This window comes from Bradyrhizobium daqingense, assembly GCF_021044685.1.
Classification (GTDB): Bacteria; Pseudomonadota; Alphaproteobacteria; order Rhizobiales; family Xanthobacteraceae; genus Bradyrhizobium; species Bradyrhizobium daqingense.
This window is the reverse complement of the sequence record NZ_CP088014.1, coordinates 662,581-678,040: the sequence shown is the minus strand read 5'-3', so window position 1 is coordinate 678,040 and position 15,460 is coordinate 662,581. Positions and strand designations below refer to the sequence as shown.

Annotated in this window: 10 protein-coding genes; 3 read left to right on the top strand and 7 right to left on the bottom strand. The window is 64.5% G+C overall.

Translation table 11 applies throughout. The features are described from left to right. Nucleotides 1–247: 247 nt before the first annotated feature. From LPJ38_RS03050 to LPJ38_RS03040, 3 genes are all read right to left on the bottom strand, one after another. A complete protein-coding gene (locus LPJ38_RS03050; protein ID WP_145638364.1) occupies nt 248–1,684 on the bottom strand; it encodes a sigma-54 interaction domain-containing protein in 1,437 nt (478 codons plus the stop codon). A 253-nt stretch (nt 1,685–1,937) separates the two neighbouring features. Next, nucleotides 1,938–3,674, bottom strand: a complete 1,737-nt coding sequence (locus LPJ38_RS03045) for a putative bifunctional diguanylate cyclase/phosphodiesterase (RefSeq protein WP_167520622.1) — start codon at nt 3,672–3,674, stop codon at nt 1,938–1,940. A 272-nt stretch (nt 3,675–3,946) separates the two neighbouring features. After that, on the bottom strand, nt 3,947–4,912 hold the full coding sequence (locus LPJ38_RS03040; RefSeq protein WP_145638368.1) for a sensor histidine kinase: 966 nt from the start codon (nt 4,910–4,912) through the stop codon (nt 3,947–3,949). Between the two features lie 180 nt (nt 4,913–5,092). Here LPJ38_RS03040 and LPJ38_RS03035 point away from each other — a divergent pair, with 180 nt between their 5' ends. Beyond that, on the top strand, nt 5,093–5,932 hold the full coding sequence (locus tag LPJ38_RS03035; protein WP_145638369.1) for an SDR family NAD(P)-dependent oxidoreductase: 840 nt from the start codon (nt 5,093–5,095) through the stop codon (nt 5,930–5,932). A gap of 173 nt (nt 5,933–6,105) precedes the next feature. Here the strand turns inward: LPJ38_RS03035 and LPJ38_RS03030 are convergent, their stop codons facing one another. Next, nucleotides 6,106–7,482 carry a cytochrome P450 gene (locus LPJ38_RS03030; RefSeq protein WP_145638371.1) on the bottom strand — a complete coding sequence of 459 codons (1,377 nt, stop codon included), beginning with the start codon at nt 7,480–7,482 and terminating at the stop codon, nt 6,106–6,108. A gap of 148 nt (nt 7,483–7,630) precedes the next feature. Next, nucleotides 7,631–8,866, bottom strand: a complete 1,236-nt coding sequence (locus LPJ38_RS03025) for an LLM class flavin-dependent oxidoreductase (RefSeq protein ID WP_145638373.1) — start codon at nt 8,864–8,866, stop codon at nt 7,631–7,633. A gap of 652 nt (nt 8,867–9,518) precedes the next feature. Between LPJ38_RS03025 and LPJ38_RS03020 the strand changes: the two genes are divergently transcribed. Next, on the top strand, nt 9,519–10,688 hold the full coding sequence (locus tag LPJ38_RS03020) for an extracellular catalytic domain type 1 short-chain-length polyhydroxyalkanoate depolymerase (RefSeq protein WP_145638375.1): 1,170 nt from the start codon (nt 9,519–9,521) through the stop codon (nt 10,686–10,688). 224 nt (nt 10,689–10,912) lie between these two features. Here the strand turns inward: LPJ38_RS03020 and LPJ38_RS03015 are convergent, their stop codons facing one another. Further along, the gene (locus LPJ38_RS03015; RefSeq protein ID WP_145638377.1) at nt 10,913–11,581 is read right to left on the bottom strand and encodes an MBL fold metallo-hydrolase; all 669 of its coding nucleotides are present in this window, start codon (nt 11,579–11,581) and stop codon (nt 10,913–10,915) included. A gap of 161 nt (nt 11,582–11,742) precedes the next feature. On the opposite strand from LPJ38_RS03015, the gene LPJ38_RS03010 reads away from it, so the two are divergent. Then, the gene (locus tag LPJ38_RS03010) at nt 11,743–13,344 is read left to right on the top strand and encodes an alpha-amylase family glycosyl hydrolase (RefSeq protein WP_145638379.1); all 1,602 of its coding nucleotides are present in this window, start codon (nt 11,743–11,745) and stop codon (nt 13,342–13,344) included. A 168-nt stretch (nt 13,345–13,512) separates the two neighbouring features. Here LPJ38_RS03010 and LPJ38_RS03005 read toward each other — a convergent pair whose 3' ends face one another. Beyond that, a complete protein-coding gene (locus LPJ38_RS03005; protein ID WP_145638381.1) occupies nt 13,513–15,210 on the bottom strand; it encodes an alpha-amylase family protein in 1,698 nt (565 codons plus the stop codon). Nucleotides 15,211–15,460 lie beyond the last annotated feature (250 nt).

Below are 15,460 nucleotides of genomic sequence, written 5' to 3'. Positions count from 1 at the left end.
TTGCATGAGGCTGTATGTGACAGTCTGTTGACGTGTACGTGCCGGATCGTCGCGAGCCGCGTTAACGATCCCGGCCTCGCATCAGCCCATGCCGTTTCCTCTCGGCGGCCCAGAGCAAGCTCCGCGCCAGAGGCGAGTTTTCCGCGGGAGTGGCCGAAAATGCGGCAATTACCGGTGACGGCCTCAGGCGAAGGCGGTCAGCGGGGTGTCAGGAGTCCGAGACTCCAGACATGCGCCGTCTCCAAACTCAGACGGAGGTCGACCCTGCGGCGAGGCCGAACTTGGCGAGCTTCTTGTAAAAGGTCGCGCGCGAGATCCGCAGCATGCGGGCGGCCTCCGTGATCTGTCCGTTGCTGGCGGCAAGCGCCTGTTCGAGCGTGTGCTTCTCGAACTCGGCCTCGGCTTCGGCATAGGGCACGACCGTTCCGGCCGCGCGCTCGGGTGCTGCCGGCCTGATCTCGGCGCCGACGGGAAGGATGCGAACAAAATCGTCGCCGGTCAGCCGCCCGGAATCGCTGAGGATCAGCGCCCGCTCCAGGATGTTGCGGAGCTCGCGGACGTTGCCCGGCCAGTCGTAGCGCGCAAGGGCGGCGAGCGCGCTCGGCGTGATCCTGGTGCTGGCATAGTCGCCGGAGGCACCGATGTCCTCGAGCAGCCGGGCGCAGATGTCGGGGAGGTCATCGAGGCACTGGCGCAGCGGCGGCAGGTCGATCGCGAGCACGTTGAGGCGATAGTAGAGATCGGGGCGGAACGTGCCCTCGCTGACCCGCTTGCGCAAATCCACATTGGTGGCGGCGACGACGCGCACGTCTACCCTGGAGATCTTGTCCGAGCCAAGCGGCTCGATCTCGCGCTCCTGGAGCACGCGCAGCAGCTTGGCCTGCAACTGCAGCGGCATCTCCCCGATCTCGTCGAGGAACAGCGTGCCGCCGTCGGCGATACGGAACTTGCCCTCACGCCCTCTGCGGTCGGCCCCGGTATAGGCGCCCGGCGCGGTACCGAAGAACTCCGACTCGATCAGGGTGTCTGGTATCGCGGCGACATTGACGCTGACGAACGGCTTCTCGGCGCGGGACGAGGCGTTGTGGATCGCCTGCGCCAGCATCTCCTTGCCCGTTCCGGTTTCGCCGGTCAGCAGCACCGTGACGCTCTGCCGCGCGGCGCGGCTGGCCAGCTCCTTGGCCTGCGCGATTCCCGGCGTGGTGCCGACGAAATCGGCGAAGGTGAAGCGCGCGGCGCGGGCGTTGGACAATTGCCGCCGCGCCAGCCGTAAATCGTTCTCGAGCTGCGCGACGCGGGCGAGCAGCGGCTTCAGGCTTTCGAGATGGTCGTAGAGCACGAAGCCGATCGCGCCGATCACCTTGCCGTCCTCGTCCTCGATCGGCATGCGGGTGACGACCAACTGCTCGCCGCCGAGCTCCATGATGTCGAGCAGGATCGGCTCGCCGGTCTCCGCCACCTTCCGCATCAGGCTGTTAGGGATGACCTCCTCGATCGGGCGGCCGATCGCCTCATGGGTCTGCTTGAGGCCGAGCGCCGTGAGATACTTTTCGTTGACGTAGACGACCCGCCCGCCGCGATCGATCGCAATCGCGCCCTCGCAGAGCTTCTCCAGCCGCTCGAACAGCGTCTCCATCGCGCGGGCACGGAGATAAGCGGGATCGCTGATGGAGGAGGCGGGCATGACGTACCTCGCAGGAAGTCCGGCTGCTTCTTAGCAAAAGGGCAGCGATTTCAAAGAGGGAAATGGTCATTGAGCCAGCTCGGCAATTGCTGTCGTCCCCGGGGCGCGAAGCGAACCCGGGACCCATACCCACAGGAAGAAGTTTGGCGAAGACTAGGAGCGGGAGCCTCGCGTCACTGCTCCCTGGGGTTATGGGTCCAGGGCTCGCGCCTCGCGCGCCGCGGGACGACACTGAGATTGTTGCGCCGCCGCCCTACCGCCGATACGCGCTTGCGCGCGAATAGCCCTGGCGGTTCTGCTGCGTGGGGCGGCTTGCGATGCTCGAGCGCGCCTCGCTGGAGGCGGGCGTAGCGAGCTTCAGCTCCTCCAGGAAGACCGGCCGCGAGAAGTAATAGCCCTGCGCGTAGCGGATCTTGGTCGCGGCCTGGAGATAGGCAAGCTCCTCGTAGGACTCAAGGCCCTCGGCAATCACGGTCATGCCGAGCGCTTCGCTCAAGGATTCGATCGCGCGCAAAATGCCCTGGCTGCGCGGGCGCTTATGGATGTCGGTGATGAAGGAGCGGTCGATCTTGATCTCGTCAGCGGTGATGTCGGCGAGCGCCGAGAGCGAGGAATAGCCGGTGCCGAAATCGTCGATCGAGATGCCGACGCCGAGCTTGCGGAACAGCGGCAGGATCTCGTCCCGGAAATGATTCTTGGCGACGAAGGCGTCTTCGGTCACCTCGATCATGAATCGCTTGGGAAAGCCGGTCGCGTTCAGCGCCTGCGCAAAGCTGCGCATGAATTCGGGGTTGCCGACCTGCTTGGCGGCGACGTTGATGCTGATGGTCGCTTCCGCGCCGAAGGTCTCGTTGATCAGGTCGATCGACTTGACGATCTCGGCGAGCACGAGATGGGTCAGCTCGTCGATCAGCCCGAGCTCGCTGGCGAGGTTGATGAACGAGCCGGGCGCCTGGATCACGCCTTCGTCGTCGCGCAGTCGCACCAGGGCCTCGATGCCCTTCACGGCCTGCGTGCGGATGTCGACCTTGGACTGGAACGCGCAGCAGAAGCGCTTTTCCAGTATGGCGAGCCGCAGCGACTGCTCGACCTTCATGCGCGCCAGCGCCTCGCGCTCCATGCTGGCGTCGAAGAAGGCGGCCGACCCCTTGCCGTCGTTCTTGATGCGGTACATCGCGATGTCGGCGTTCTGGCGCAGGGTCTCGAAGCTGCGGCCGTGGTCGGGGTAGAGGCTGATGCCGACGGAGGTGGAGACGAACAATTCCGAATGGTCGATGAAGAACGGCGCGGTCAGCCGCTCCAGTGTCGACTGCATGAATTCGGCGACTTCCTCCTGGCTCTGGATCGGGGCGAGCAGCAGCAGGAATTCGTCGCCCGAGATGCGCGAGAGCATGTCGGAATCGCGCAAGTCGCGTCCGAGCCGCTTCGATAGCTCGACCAGCAGCGCATCGCCGACGGCATGGCCGTAATAGTCGTTGATGTGCTTGAAATTGTCGATGTCGAGAAAGGCCAGCGCGAAGCGCTCGCCGCCGCGATCGCGGGCGAGCAGGCCGTTGGCGCGATGCTCGATCACGCGGCGGGAGGGTAGCCCGGTCAGCTCGTCGAAATAGGCCGAGCGAAACAGCTGGTCCTCGAAGTTCTTCTGCTCGGTGATGTCGGATGACGCCGAGATCAGCAGCTCGCGGCCAGCGAGGCGGATCGGGCGATGGGTCGTGAGCAGCACCTGGCGCGATGCGCCGTCGTGAAGCGCTTCCTCGATGACGACGGCCTGGCCGGCGCTCAGCGCCCGTCGGCAGGCTTCGCGGCGCGGCGCCAGATCGGGAGAGGGGCGGCTGCCGTCGATGCCGAGCTGGGCGGCCGCGGCATCGTTGACCAGCAGAAGCTCGCCATGCGCGTCCTGCACGGTCAGGCCGGCCGGCAGCATTCTAACGATTTCCTTGAGAAATCCGAGTTCGCCTTCGCTCGCGCCGGAATGGTTGTTGTCGTTCATAGAAGACATGAATTTTCTTGTTTCAGCGCGCGTTTGCAATGCACGCGATCTTGCTCGGTTCCCTCTTAAGTTTGGTTAAGGGCTCCGAAGAAATACGGGGGTGTTTTGGCTGAAATTAGCGGCGATGCGACGCGGGCCGCCGATCGTCATTAACAGGGCGTCAATGCGCCCAGTGAAACTACGCGCGGTTCTCTTTCGCTTGTGTCGTCGTCATGGTCGGGACAAGCCCGGGCATGACGACAACTTGCGAGCGTCCGTAAGTGATCGCGCCGCTAACCGTTCGGAGGGATGCGGCATTGCATGATGCAATGCAGGCCGGTGGCCAGATAAGAGACCTCGGTCTTGCCGTCGAAGGCCAAGAGCGCCGACTTCAGCAATTTCGTACCGAAGCCCGGAGCCGAGACCTCGCCGATGCTCGGTCCCTCGGTTTCGTCCCAGGTGATGGTGAGGCGATCGCCGGTGATGGTCCAGGACACCTGCAACAATCCGCGCGGCGAAGAGAACGCGCCATACTTGCCCGCGTTGGTGGCGAGCTCGTGAAACATCAGCGACAGCGTCACCGCGAGCTTCGGCGGCAGGAACAGTCGCTCGCCGTTGAGCGTGAAGCGGACATGGCCATAAGGCCCGAGCTCCGAGATCAGGAGATCGCGGATGTCGCAGCCCGCCTTGTCGATCCGCGAGATCAGATCGTCGGTTGCGGCCAGCGACCGCAGCCTCGGATCGATCCGGGCCCAGACCTGCGGCTGGTCGTGCAGCACCTGATGCAGCACGGCGTGCACCGTCGACAGCTTGTTCTTCAGCCGGTGCTGGAGCTCGTCGACCAGCAGCTTGCGATAGTCTTCCTCCTCGATCAGGCGCTTTGAAATCCGGCGCTGCTCGATCAGCAGCGCGCGATAATGCTCGACGCCCCAGATGGTGAGCGCGCAAACCACCCAATATAGCGTCAGCAGGGCAAACCGTGCGCGATCGGCGAAGGCATCGCCGAAATTGACGATCACGCCGAGCACGCCGCCGACCAGCGCCGTCGCGATACCGATCCTGAAGCCGCCGAAGGCGGCGGCAAAGAACACGGCGGGAAAGTAGGGGGTGAAATAGACGTCGGGCCGCACATGGGCGAGACCCCAGCGCGTCAGTGTCGCGACCAGCAGGCACGCGACCGCGAAGGCGATGCTCAGGCCGAGCGATGGCGGCGCCACACCCTGCCAGCCCTTGCGGAACTCGTCGATCAGCTTCCCCATGCCCAGCCCGGTCGCGATGCCTGTTCGAAAGTCGAGCGATGGGCGTGAATGTTACGCATGCCGGAAGCGCAAGCAACGCTTGCCTTGCCGCGGGCCGGCGGGAATAGTGTCCGTCGCGGCGCCCTCATCTATCAGTGTCCGCCATCTGAAAATCAAATCATTCGAAAACGGGAACATTCCATGGGCAGGCTGGACGGCAAGGTTGCGGTCATCACCGGCGCGACGAGCGGGATTGGGTTGCGTACCGCGGAAGTCTTCGTTGCCGAAGGTGCCAAAATTGTGATCGCGGGTCGCCGCGTCCCGGAAGGCGAGGCGCTGGCAAAGCAGCTCGGAGCCAACTGCATCTTCCGCCAGACCGACGTCACGATCGAAGCACAGATGCAGGCGCTGATCGCGCTTACCGTGGACAAGTTCGGCAGGATCGATTGCCTCTTCAACAATGCCGGCGGCCCGGCGCAGACCGGCGGGATCGAAGGCTTAGAGGTCGAGCGGTTCGACGCGGCAATGGCGACGCTGGTGCGCAGCGTGATGCTCGGCATGAAGCACGCCGCGCCTCACATGAAGAAGCAGGGTTCTGGCAGCATCATCAACAATGGCAGCATTGCCGGCCGTCTCGCCGGGTTCTCGTCCTCGATGGTTTACAGCGCGGCCAAGGCGGCGGTGATCCATCTCACCAAATGCGTGGCGATGGAGCTCGGCGAATCCAATGTGCGCGTCAACGCGATCTCGCCCGGCGCGATCGCGACCGGCATCTTCGGCAAGGCGCTGGGGCTGTCGACCGACGCTGCCGAGAAGACGCCGGCGGTGATGCGCGAAGTCTACAAGACCGCGCAGCCGATCCCGCGCGCCGGTCTTCCCGACGACATCGCGCAGGCCGCGGTCTTCCTGGCCAGCGACGAATCGAGCTTCATCAACGGTCACGACCTCGTCGTCGACGGCGCCATGACCGGTGGCCGCAACTGGAGCCAGCAGCAGCAGGGCTATGTGGCCCTGCGCAAGGCGTTCGATCAGGGGGCGTAGCGGGCAGGTCTCGTGCCCCGGACGCGGTGCGGCGCCATAAGCGCGTTTACGCGCGTCTTCGACACGCTATGGTGCCGCTCCGCAGAGCCGGGGCCCATCCATTCGCGGCTGACGCTGTGGCTTTCCGGGTCCCGGCTCGCGCTACGCGCGTCCGGGACACGAGAGTTAAACGCTTAAACCGCCTTCACCATCACCCGCAGCCCGTCCTTCGGCTTCGGGATCGGCCACATCTGCCAGTCCGGCTTGTAGCTTGGCGCGAGCGATACCTCGATGTTCTGCAGGAAATGCCGCGCAAAGCATTTCGCCTGCATATAGGCGAAGTGCAGGCCGAGACACATATGCGCGCCGCCGCCGAACGGCACGAAGGCGAAACGGTGACGGTTGCGCTGGGCGTCCTCGGTGAAGCGCAGGGGATCGAAGCGATCCGGCTCCGGCCAGATCTCCTTCATGTGATGCGTATAGAGCGGATTGACGCCGACCGCGGTGCCGGCGGGAATCGCAAAACCCTTGAAGCTGAAATCGCGCATCGCGCGGCGCGGCATCGAGGGCACCGGCGGCTTGAGCCGCAGCGCCTCCTTGAACGCCATCTCGGTCAGCGGCATCTTTTCGAGATCATCGAAGCTGCTCGGCGCATCCGGGGCAAGCCCGAGCGCGAGCACCTCCGCCCGCAGCCTGTCCTGCCAGTCCGGATTGGCGGCGAGCTCGCCGATGAAGGACGTCAGCGACGAGGTCAGCGTGTCGTGCGCCGCCATCATCAGGAAGCTCATATGGTCGATGATGTCCTGCTCCGAGAGCAGCGCGCCGTCCTCGTGGGTGGCACGGCAGAGCTGCGAAAACAGATCGTCGCCGCCGCGATTGCCGCGCCGGAGCGGAATCTGCTCGCGGAAATAGGCGACGATTCGCTTGCGGCCCTTCACCCCGCGCGCCATCTGGGTGCCGGGCAGGGGGCGGCGGACCGGCGCGACGGCGGCGGCGACCATGTCGACGAAGGCGCGGTTGATCTCGTCGACCTCCGGCCCGATATCGGCACCGAGGAACGAGGCCGCAGCGAGATCGAGCGTGAGCTGCTTCATCGCCGGATAGAGCAGCATCTCGCCCGGCCTGGTCTTCCATTGCGCAACGCGCGCGGAAATGCCGCGATCGAGATCGGACAGGTAGGATTTCATCGGCCCGGATTTGAACGCGACCGACAGCGCCTTGCGATGCAGCCGGTGCTCGTCGAAATCGAGCAGCATCAGCCCGCGCGGAAACAACAGGCCGAGCACCTTGTTCCAGCCATGCGTCGAGGAGAACAGTTTCTGCTGGTCGAACAGCACGAGCTCATTGGCTTCGGGACCGAGCAGCACGATGTTGGTCTCGCCGAAAATGTGGGTGCGGTAGACCAGACCGTATTTGGCGCCGTTCCTTTCGATATGGCCCTTGGGGTCGGCCAGCACCTGAAACGTCTTGCCGATGATCGGCCAGCCCTCGTCGCCGGGGATGTGGGTCAGCTCGTTGCGTTTGGGCGCGGTGAACTGAAGCGCAGAGGCGGCCACGTTCTGCATCGACATGACGATTGCTCCGGTTGGAGGACGAAGCCAGCATAGCACATCCGCCTACGCCGATGCGGTGAACGTATCGTGCATAGAACCACGGGTCGTCCCGTGCCTGGTGCGCAATTGCCCACCAGGCCGGGACGACGAGATAGAGCTTTGCAGCCTACCGCTTCGCCGCTTCCTTCTGCAGATCCGGCGCATTGACGGCGGGAATGGCGACGCGGCCGGGGCCGGTGACCTTCAGCGCCTCGGCGGCCCTCTCGTTCTCCATGATCTTGGCCATTACCGCCTGGCCCGCGCGCTCGAAGATCGCGCGATTCTCGATCACGAATTTTTGCGACTTGCGCAAGCCGTCGATATAGCCGTTGATCTCCGGCACGACGTAGCGCGCCACCATGTCCCAGCTGCGGCGGGTGTTCTCCGGGTTGGCCCAGTCGTGCACGAAGCCGATGATGGCGCCGACGCCGCCGGACACCTGCATCACGTTCTTGATGGTTTGGACGAGATCGTCGGGTGTACCGATCGTGGACGCAGCGCCTTCGACGAAGGCGGTCTTGTCCACGGCCTCGTCGGGCGAGGAGAACGCGGTGAGGCCCGGCCGCTGCAGCGTGCCGACATTATATTCGTTGTGCCAGCGCATCAGCCCGGCGCCGGCCTCGCGGCGCGCCTGCTCGCGGGTCTCAGCGATGTGGAAGGTCAGCAGCACGCGCCAGTCGGCGCGGCTCACCGTGGTGCCGTGCTTCTTCGCTGCGTCCTCGGCGAACTGCCATTGCTGTTGCAGCGACATCAGACCCTGCGTCGTCATCGAGCCCAGCGAGATGATGCCGATGCCGTATTTGCCGGCCAGCGTCATGCCGGAGGGCGAGATCTGCGAGGCCACCACGAACGGCATCTCCTCCTGCAACGGCAGGATCTGCAGCGCGGCGTCGTTCATGGTGAACCAGTCGCTCTTGGCGGTGACGCGCTCGCCGTTGAACAGGCGGCGGATCACGCCGATGGCTTCGTCCTGGCGGTCGCGCTGCGTCATCGGGTCGATGCCGAGCGTGTGCGCGTCGGAGGCGAGCGCGCCCGGGCCGGAGCCGAAGATGGCGCGGCCGCCGGTCATGTGGTCGAGCTGCACCATGCGCTGGGCGACGTTGAAGGGATGGTGATAGGGCAGCGACACCACGCCGGTGCCGAGCTTGATCCGCTTGGTGCGCTCGCCCGCAGCAGCGAGGAACATCTCGGGCGATGCGATCATCTCCCAGCCGGAGGAATGATGCTCGCCGCACCAGAACTCGTCGTAGCCGAGCGCGTCGAGCTGCTCGACCAGGTCGAGGTCGCGCCGGAACTGGAGCATCGGATGCTCCCCGATCGGGTGATGCGGGGCAAGAAAGGCTCCGAACTTCAGGCGCGCCATGGCGGTTTCTCCGGCTCGATTTTCTGTTTGTTGAGGCGGTGAGGCTACGTGCCCGATGGCGCGAACGCAATCGCGCGATGTCCCGTGTTGCGGAATGCAGGCATGCGGCGTGGCGAGGCGAGGTGCTTCCGCCTTTTCCCTGCTTGCGGCGAGAGGGCGGGGTGAGGAGGAGCCTCAGCGGAGGCGGATGTCGTTCAGTGTCCCGATGGTGCCACGCCGTCATTGCGAGCGCAGCGAAGCAATCCAGGATATCTCCGAGGAGAGACTCTGGATTGCTTCGTCGCAAGGGCTCCTCGCAATGACGTGTCGAGAGGCGTCGCTCAAGTGACATCCGACTCGCGGAGAGGCGAAGAGATCTGCGTTTGAATGAAGAGGCGCACGCGCTGGCGGGAAATGCGGCCGGAATGGCCGCAATCAGCGCGCGCAGCCTTTCCGGTCTCGCTCGCGCTGTTTGTGACATTAATCATGATCCGCGCCGCATTTTCCGGCGCTGCGTCTCCTGCAAGAAGTTGAGGCATTGCAGTTAATCCGTGCGGATTCGCGGGAAATCCCGCGAATTTCATCGGATTGACAGCGCACGGTCTTTTTATTTTGCGCTGCAGCAACTATCTGGTTTGGCTGGACGTTGAACGTCGCCCACCAGGAATTTGCCGTGTCGCTAGCCCGAAATGTCGATCTGTTGAGACGTCTGCCCAAGCTGGACGGTCTGCGCTTTGCCGAGTTCGGCCGCAGCGCGGATTCCTCCAGCCCGCTCCAGGAGGTCACGGATTTCGGTGACAATCCCGGCACCTTGCGCATGTTCGCCTTCGTGCCGGCGCAGCTTCAGAAGCCGCGTGCGCTGGTCGTCGTGCTGCATGGTTGCGGCCAGACCGCGGCCGGTTACGATCTCGGCGCGGGATGGTCGACGCTGGCGCAGCACTACGGCTTCGCGCTGGTGATGCCCGAGCAGCAGCGCAGCAACAACGGCAACACCTGCTTCAACTGGTTCAATCCCGAAGACACGGCGCGGGACTCCGGCGAGGCACGCTCGATCCGCGAGATGATCGCGCACATGGTTCAGGCGCATCGCATCGATGCGAGGCGCATCTTCATCACCGGCCTGTCCGCCGGCGGCGGCATGACGTCGGTGATGCTCGCGACCTATCCGGAGGTGTTTGCGGCCGGCGCGGTGATTGCCGGGCTTCCCTACGGCATCGCCTCGAATCTGCGCGAAGCGCTGGACGGCATGTTCCATTCGCCAACGCGTCCCGCGCGCGAGCTCGGTGATCTCGTGCGCAACGCTTCCGATCATCGCGGCCCCTGGCCGAAGATCTCGGTGTGGCACGGCAGCGCCGACCGCACCGTCAATCCCGGCAATGCCAACGAGATCGTCAAGCAATGGCTCGATCTGCATGGTCTGCCCGAGGTGCCGATGGCAGAGACCAATGTCGACGGCTATCCGCGCCAGGCCTGGTGGAACAAGGACGGCGAGACGCTGGTCGAATCCTATGCCATCACCGACATGGCGCACGGCACGCCGCTTGGCCTTGCCGACAACGACCAGCGTTACGGCATGGAAGGCGCATTCCTGATCGAGGCCGGCATCTCCTCGTCCTACCACATCGCAAAGTTCTTCGGCCTCACCGGCTGGATTCCGGACGCGGCGAAGAAGGCGGAGGCCAAGCCCGCAAAGCCGGCGCTGACGCCCGCGCCGCATCTCGCCCGCTCGATCCGCAACGCCGTCGCCGAACAGCCCGCTGACACCAAGCGCGAGGCCACCCGCAGCTTCGATCTCAGCCAGATCATCACGCGCGCACTGACCGCCGCGGGGTTGATGAAGTAGGGCGGACTCGTAGGATTATTTTACGGTCGTCCCGGACACGCCCCAAGCGCGCGCAGATCCGGGACCCATACTCCCAGCACGCAGTGAGACGCGAAGGCGCAACTCCGAGTCCCTGTAACCACATCTCCCTGTGGTTATGGGTTCCGGATCTGCACGCGCCTAAGGGCGCGCTTGTCCGGGACGACGACGGAATTTGTGGTGGGCGGTCCGGGACGACGACGGAGCTACATTTCCCCCGTGATGAACGGATTGGTCATCCGCTCCTGGCCGATGCTGGAGCCGGCGCCGTGGCCGCAGATGAAGCCGACATCGTCGCCGAGCGGCAGCAGCTTGGTCTTGATCGAGTTGATCAGCGTGGCGTGACTGCCGCCGGGCAGATCGGTGCGGCCGACCGAGCCGGCAAACAGCACGTCGCCGACATGGGCAAAGCGCAGATCCTTGTTGAAGAACACCACGCTGCCTGGCGAATGGCCGGGGCAGTGCAGGATGTCGAAATGCAGGTCGCCGATCGAGACGCGCTCACCCTCGTCGAGCCAGCGATCCGGCGTAAAATTGCGCCCGCCGGTCATGCCGAAGCGCGCGCCGCTCTCGACGACGTTGTCGAGCAGGAATTTGTCCGCCTGATGCGGGCCCTCGATCGGCACTCCCAGCGCATCGCGCAAATCGGCGGCGCCGCCGACATGGTCGATATGGCCGTGGGTCAGCCAGATCTTCTCCACGGTGACGCCGGTCTGCTTGATCGCGTCCAGGATCTTCGGCACGTCGCCGCCGGGGTCGATCACCACGGCCTTCTTGGTCGGCTCGTCCCAGATGATGGTGCAGTTCTGCTCGAACAGCGTCACCGGCACGATGATCGCGCCGGCCTTCGCATTGGTGTCATTTTGCTCGGTCATGGCGCCACAATGCCGATTTTTGCCATGCCGCCAAGCAAAAGATTCGGGCCGCCTCCCGGGAACTACCGTCACACGGCCGTCCCAATTGGCCTGCCAATTTGAACCGGGGCGTCGCTGTCGCGTTCTCCCGCGCGAGGGCGCAGATTGGGTGGTCTTTCGGCATGGCTCACGGCAGCGAGAATTGGTGGCGCAACGGCATCTTCTACCAGATCTATCCGCGCTCGTTTCAGGACTCGAACGGCGACGGCGTCGGCGATCTCGCCGGCATCCTCCAGCGGCTGCCTTATGTCAAATCGCTCGGCGTCGACGCGATCTGGCTGTCGCCGATCTTCCCTTCGCCCATGGCCGATTTCGGCTACGACATCTCCGACTATACCGGTATCGAGCCGCTGTTCGGCACCATGGCGGATTTCGATGCGCTGATCGCGGCGGTCCACGACAATGGGCTGAAGCTGATCCTCGACCTCGTGCCCAATCACACCTCCGACCAGCATCCCTGGTTCGTCGAGAGCCGCGCCTCGCGCGACAATCCCAAGCGCGAGTGGTACATCTGGCGCGATCGGGCGCCTGACGGCGGCGTACCCAACAACTGGCTGTCCGAGTTCGGCGGCAGCGCATGGCAATTCGACGAGACCACGGGCCAATATTACTACCACGCCTTCCTCGCCCAGCAGCCGGACCTCAACTGGCGCAATCCCGACGTCCGCACGGCGATCCTCGACGTGATGCGGTTCTGGCTGGAGAAGGGCGTCGACGGCTTTCGCGTCGACGTGATCTGGCATCTGATCAAGGACGCCGAATTCCGCGACAACCCGCCGAACCCGCATTACGTCGAGGGCCGGCCGCCGAACGAGAAGATCCTCACGCGATATTCCACCGACCAGCCCGAGGTGCACGACGTCATTGCCGAGATGCGGCGCGTAACCGATGGCTTCGGTGCGCGCGTCCTGATCGGCGAGATCTATCTGCCGCTGCATCGGCTGATGGCCTATTACGGCAACGATCTCACCGGCGCGCAGATGCCGTTCAACTTCGCGCTGCTCTCGACCTTCTGGAGCGCGCGCTCGATCGAGAAGATCATCGAGGATTACGAGAAGGCGCTGCCGCGCGGCGCCTGGCCGAACTGGGTGCTCGGCAATCACGATCGCCCGCGGGTCGCAAGCCGCGTCGGTCCCGAGCAGGCCCGCGTCGCCGCCATGCTGCTGCTGACCCTGCGCGGCACGCCGACGCTCTATTACGGCGACGAGATCGGCATGCATCAGGTGACGATCGCGCCGGAGGACGTGCGCGATCCCTTCGAGAAGAACGTACCGGGCATCGGTGTCGGCCGCGACGGCTGCCGCACGCCGATGCAGTGGGATGCGTCCGACTTCGCGGGCTTCTCGACGGTGTGGCCCTGGCTGCCGCTTCCGGAGCATTATGTGCGCGACAACGTCGTCAATCTCGAAGCCGACAGCCGCTCGATCCTCGCGCTTTACAGGCGCCTGATCGACTTGCGGAAGGCTTCGCCGCCGTTGGTCGCCGGCGACTATCACCCGATCTCGGCACAGGGCGATCTCCTGATCTATCGCCGCGAAAGCGGCGGCAGGGCGATGATCGTGGCGCTCAATCTCGGTCCCGATCCGATCGCGGTGACCACCAGCGCCATCCGCTTCGGCAGCGAGATTCTGCTGTCGACGTTTCTGGATCGCGAGGGGGAGAAGGTCGAAGGCGTGCTGGATCTGCGCGGGAACGAAGGGGTGATCGTGGGGTCGCCTGGGTAGCCCTCGCCACGACATCGGCGAAGCCGAAGACCGACGCTCTCTCCGCGTCATGGCGAGGAGCCCTTGCGACGAAGCAATCCAGAGCCCCCCGCGGAAGGATTCTGGATTGCTTCGCTGCGCTCGCAATGACGATCTTTGAGGCAGCCCAGCACACGACGGCATTTCGGATCACCCCGGATGCTTGTTGCCCTCGGTGCTCTTGTCGATGTCGCTCCGCTTCAACAGATAATCCAGCCCGCCGACGCGATACCAGCGATACCCATATGGCTCCAGCACGACATGATGCTGCCCGCGCTTGTCGGCGTGGCTGTGGTCTTCCGCCAGCAGATTGATCAGGTGCGCGCCGGCGTCACTGGGCAGCCCCGCCGAGAACGCGATCTCGCGCGGCTTGTCGTCGAGATTGTGAACGAATAGCACCGAATTGTTGCGCCAGTCATAGCGCATGATGAACACGGCGGGATCGCGCAGGGGGATGATGGCGAAATCGCCCCAGCCGACCTCGGGCACTTCCTTGCGCATGCGCACGATGCGCTCGGTCCAGTTCAGCATCGAATTGGGATCGCGCCGCTGCTTGGCGACGTTGACATGGTCGAACCCGTAAGGTCCCTTGTCGATGACGGGGCAGGCCGGCTTGTCGCTCTTGGTGAAGCCGCCATGCGGCTCGGTCGACCATTGCATCGGCGTGCGCGCGCAGTTGCGCTCCCGCTGCGCCAGGTCATCGCCCATCGCGATCTCGTCGCCATAGCGGATCACGGGCGTCCCCGGCAACGTGCACATCAGGCTATAGGCGAGCTCGAGCCGCCGGCGATCGCCGCCCAGCATCGGCGCGAGGCGCCGGCGGATGCCGCGGTCGTAGAGCTGCATGTCCTTGTCGGGGCCGAATTTCTTGAACACGGTCTGGCGCTGCGCCTTGGTCAGGCGCCCGAGATCGAGCTCGTCGTGATTGCGCAGGAACAGGCCCCATTGCGCCGTCGCCGGCCGCGGCTTGGTCGCCTTCAGCGCCTTCGCCAGCGGGCGTGAATCGCCTGAGGCCAGCGCATAGAACAGGTGCTGGTTGACATGGAAGTTGAACATCATGTGCATGCGGTCGGCATCGCGGCCGAAATATTCCATGTCCGTCTTCGGCAACACATTGGCTTCGGCGAGGATGATGGCATCGCCCTGTCGCCATTGCAGGAATTCGCGGAACGCGCGCAGCATGTCGTATTGCTCGACCGGCTTCTTCACCTTGGCGCCCTTGGTCGCGATCACGAACGGCACCGCATCCATGCGGAAGCCGGAGACGCCCAGCTGGATCCAGAAGCCCATGATCTTCAGGATCTCGGCCTGCACATGCGGGTTCGAGGTGTTGAGGTCGGGCTGGAAATCGTAGAAGCGGTGGAAGTAATACGCGCCGGCTTCCTTGTCGCGCGTCCAGGTCGTTTTCTGCACGCCGGGAAACACCATGCCCTTGTCGGCGCCTGCCGGCTTCTTGTCCGACCAGACATACCAGTCGCGATAGGGCGAGTTCTTGTCGCGCCGCGCCTCCTTGAACCAGTGATGCTGGTCCGAGGTGTGGTTGACGACGAGGTCGATGATGACGCGGATGCCGCGCTGCTTGCAGCCATGGGTGAATTCGACGAAGTCGCCGAGCGTGCCGTAGCGGGGATCGACGCTGTAGTAATCGGCGATGTCGTAGCCGTCGTCGCGGCCCGGCGAGGTCTGGAACGGCATCAGCCAGATCGTTGTGATGCCGAGTCCGTGCAGATAATCGAGCCGCCGTAACAGCCCCTTGAAGTCGCCGATGCCGTCGCCATTGGCATCCATATAGGTGCCGACCGACAGGCAATAGATCACGCCGTTCTTGTACCAGAGATCGTCGATCATCCCGCAGCCTCGGTGGTTCCGCCGAGGTGCGGCGGCTGCGTGATAAGTGCGAGGGAGGAGGGAGGTTCCGTGTTCCACCACACACGCTGTCGTCCCGGGTCGCGACGTAGCCGCGAGTCCGGGACCCATAATCCCCGGCAGTTGTTTTGCGATGACTCGGAGCTGCCGTCTCGGCCCACAACTCCTCCCTGTGGCTATGGATTCCGGGCTCGCGCCAAGTGGCGCGCCCCGGAACGACAGGCGGAGAGAG

Bases quoted from the DNA above. Each gene is read 5' to 3' on its own strand.
- LPJ38_RS03010 (WP_145638379.1), top strand. From the start codon at position 11,743: ATGGCTCACGGCAGCGAGAATTGGTGGCGCAACGGCATCTTCTACCAG.
- LPJ38_RS03050 (WP_145638364.1), bottom strand. From the start codon at position 1,684: ATGCCCGCCTCCTCCATCAGCGATCCCGCTTATCTCCGTGCCCGCGCG.
- LPJ38_RS03030 (WP_145638371.1), bottom strand. From the start codon at position 7,482: ATGTCGATGCAGAACGTGGCCGCCTCTGCGCTTCAGTTCACCGCGCCC.
- LPJ38_RS03035 (WP_145638369.1), top strand. From the start codon at position 5,093: ATGGGCAGGCTGGACGGCAAGGTTGCGGTCATCACCGGCGCGACGAGC.
- LPJ38_RS03045 (WP_167520622.1), bottom strand. From the start codon at position 3,674: ATGAACGACAACAACCATTCCGGCGCGAGCGAAGGCGAACTCGGATTT.
- LPJ38_RS03015 (WP_145638377.1), bottom strand. From the start codon at position 11,581: ATGACCGAGCAAAATGACACCAATGCGAAGGCCGGCGCGATCATCGTG.
- LPJ38_RS03005 (WP_145638381.1), bottom strand. From the start codon at position 15,210: ATGATCGACGATCTCTGGTACAAGAACGGCGTGATCTATTGCCTGTCG.
- LPJ38_RS03040 (WP_145638368.1), bottom strand. From the start codon at position 4,912: ATGGGGAAGCTGATCGACGAGTTCCGCAAGGGCTGGCAGGGTGTGGCG.
- LPJ38_RS03025 (WP_145638373.1), bottom strand. From the start codon at position 8,866: ATGGCGCGCCTGAAGTTCGGAGCCTTTCTTGCCCCGCATCACCCGATC.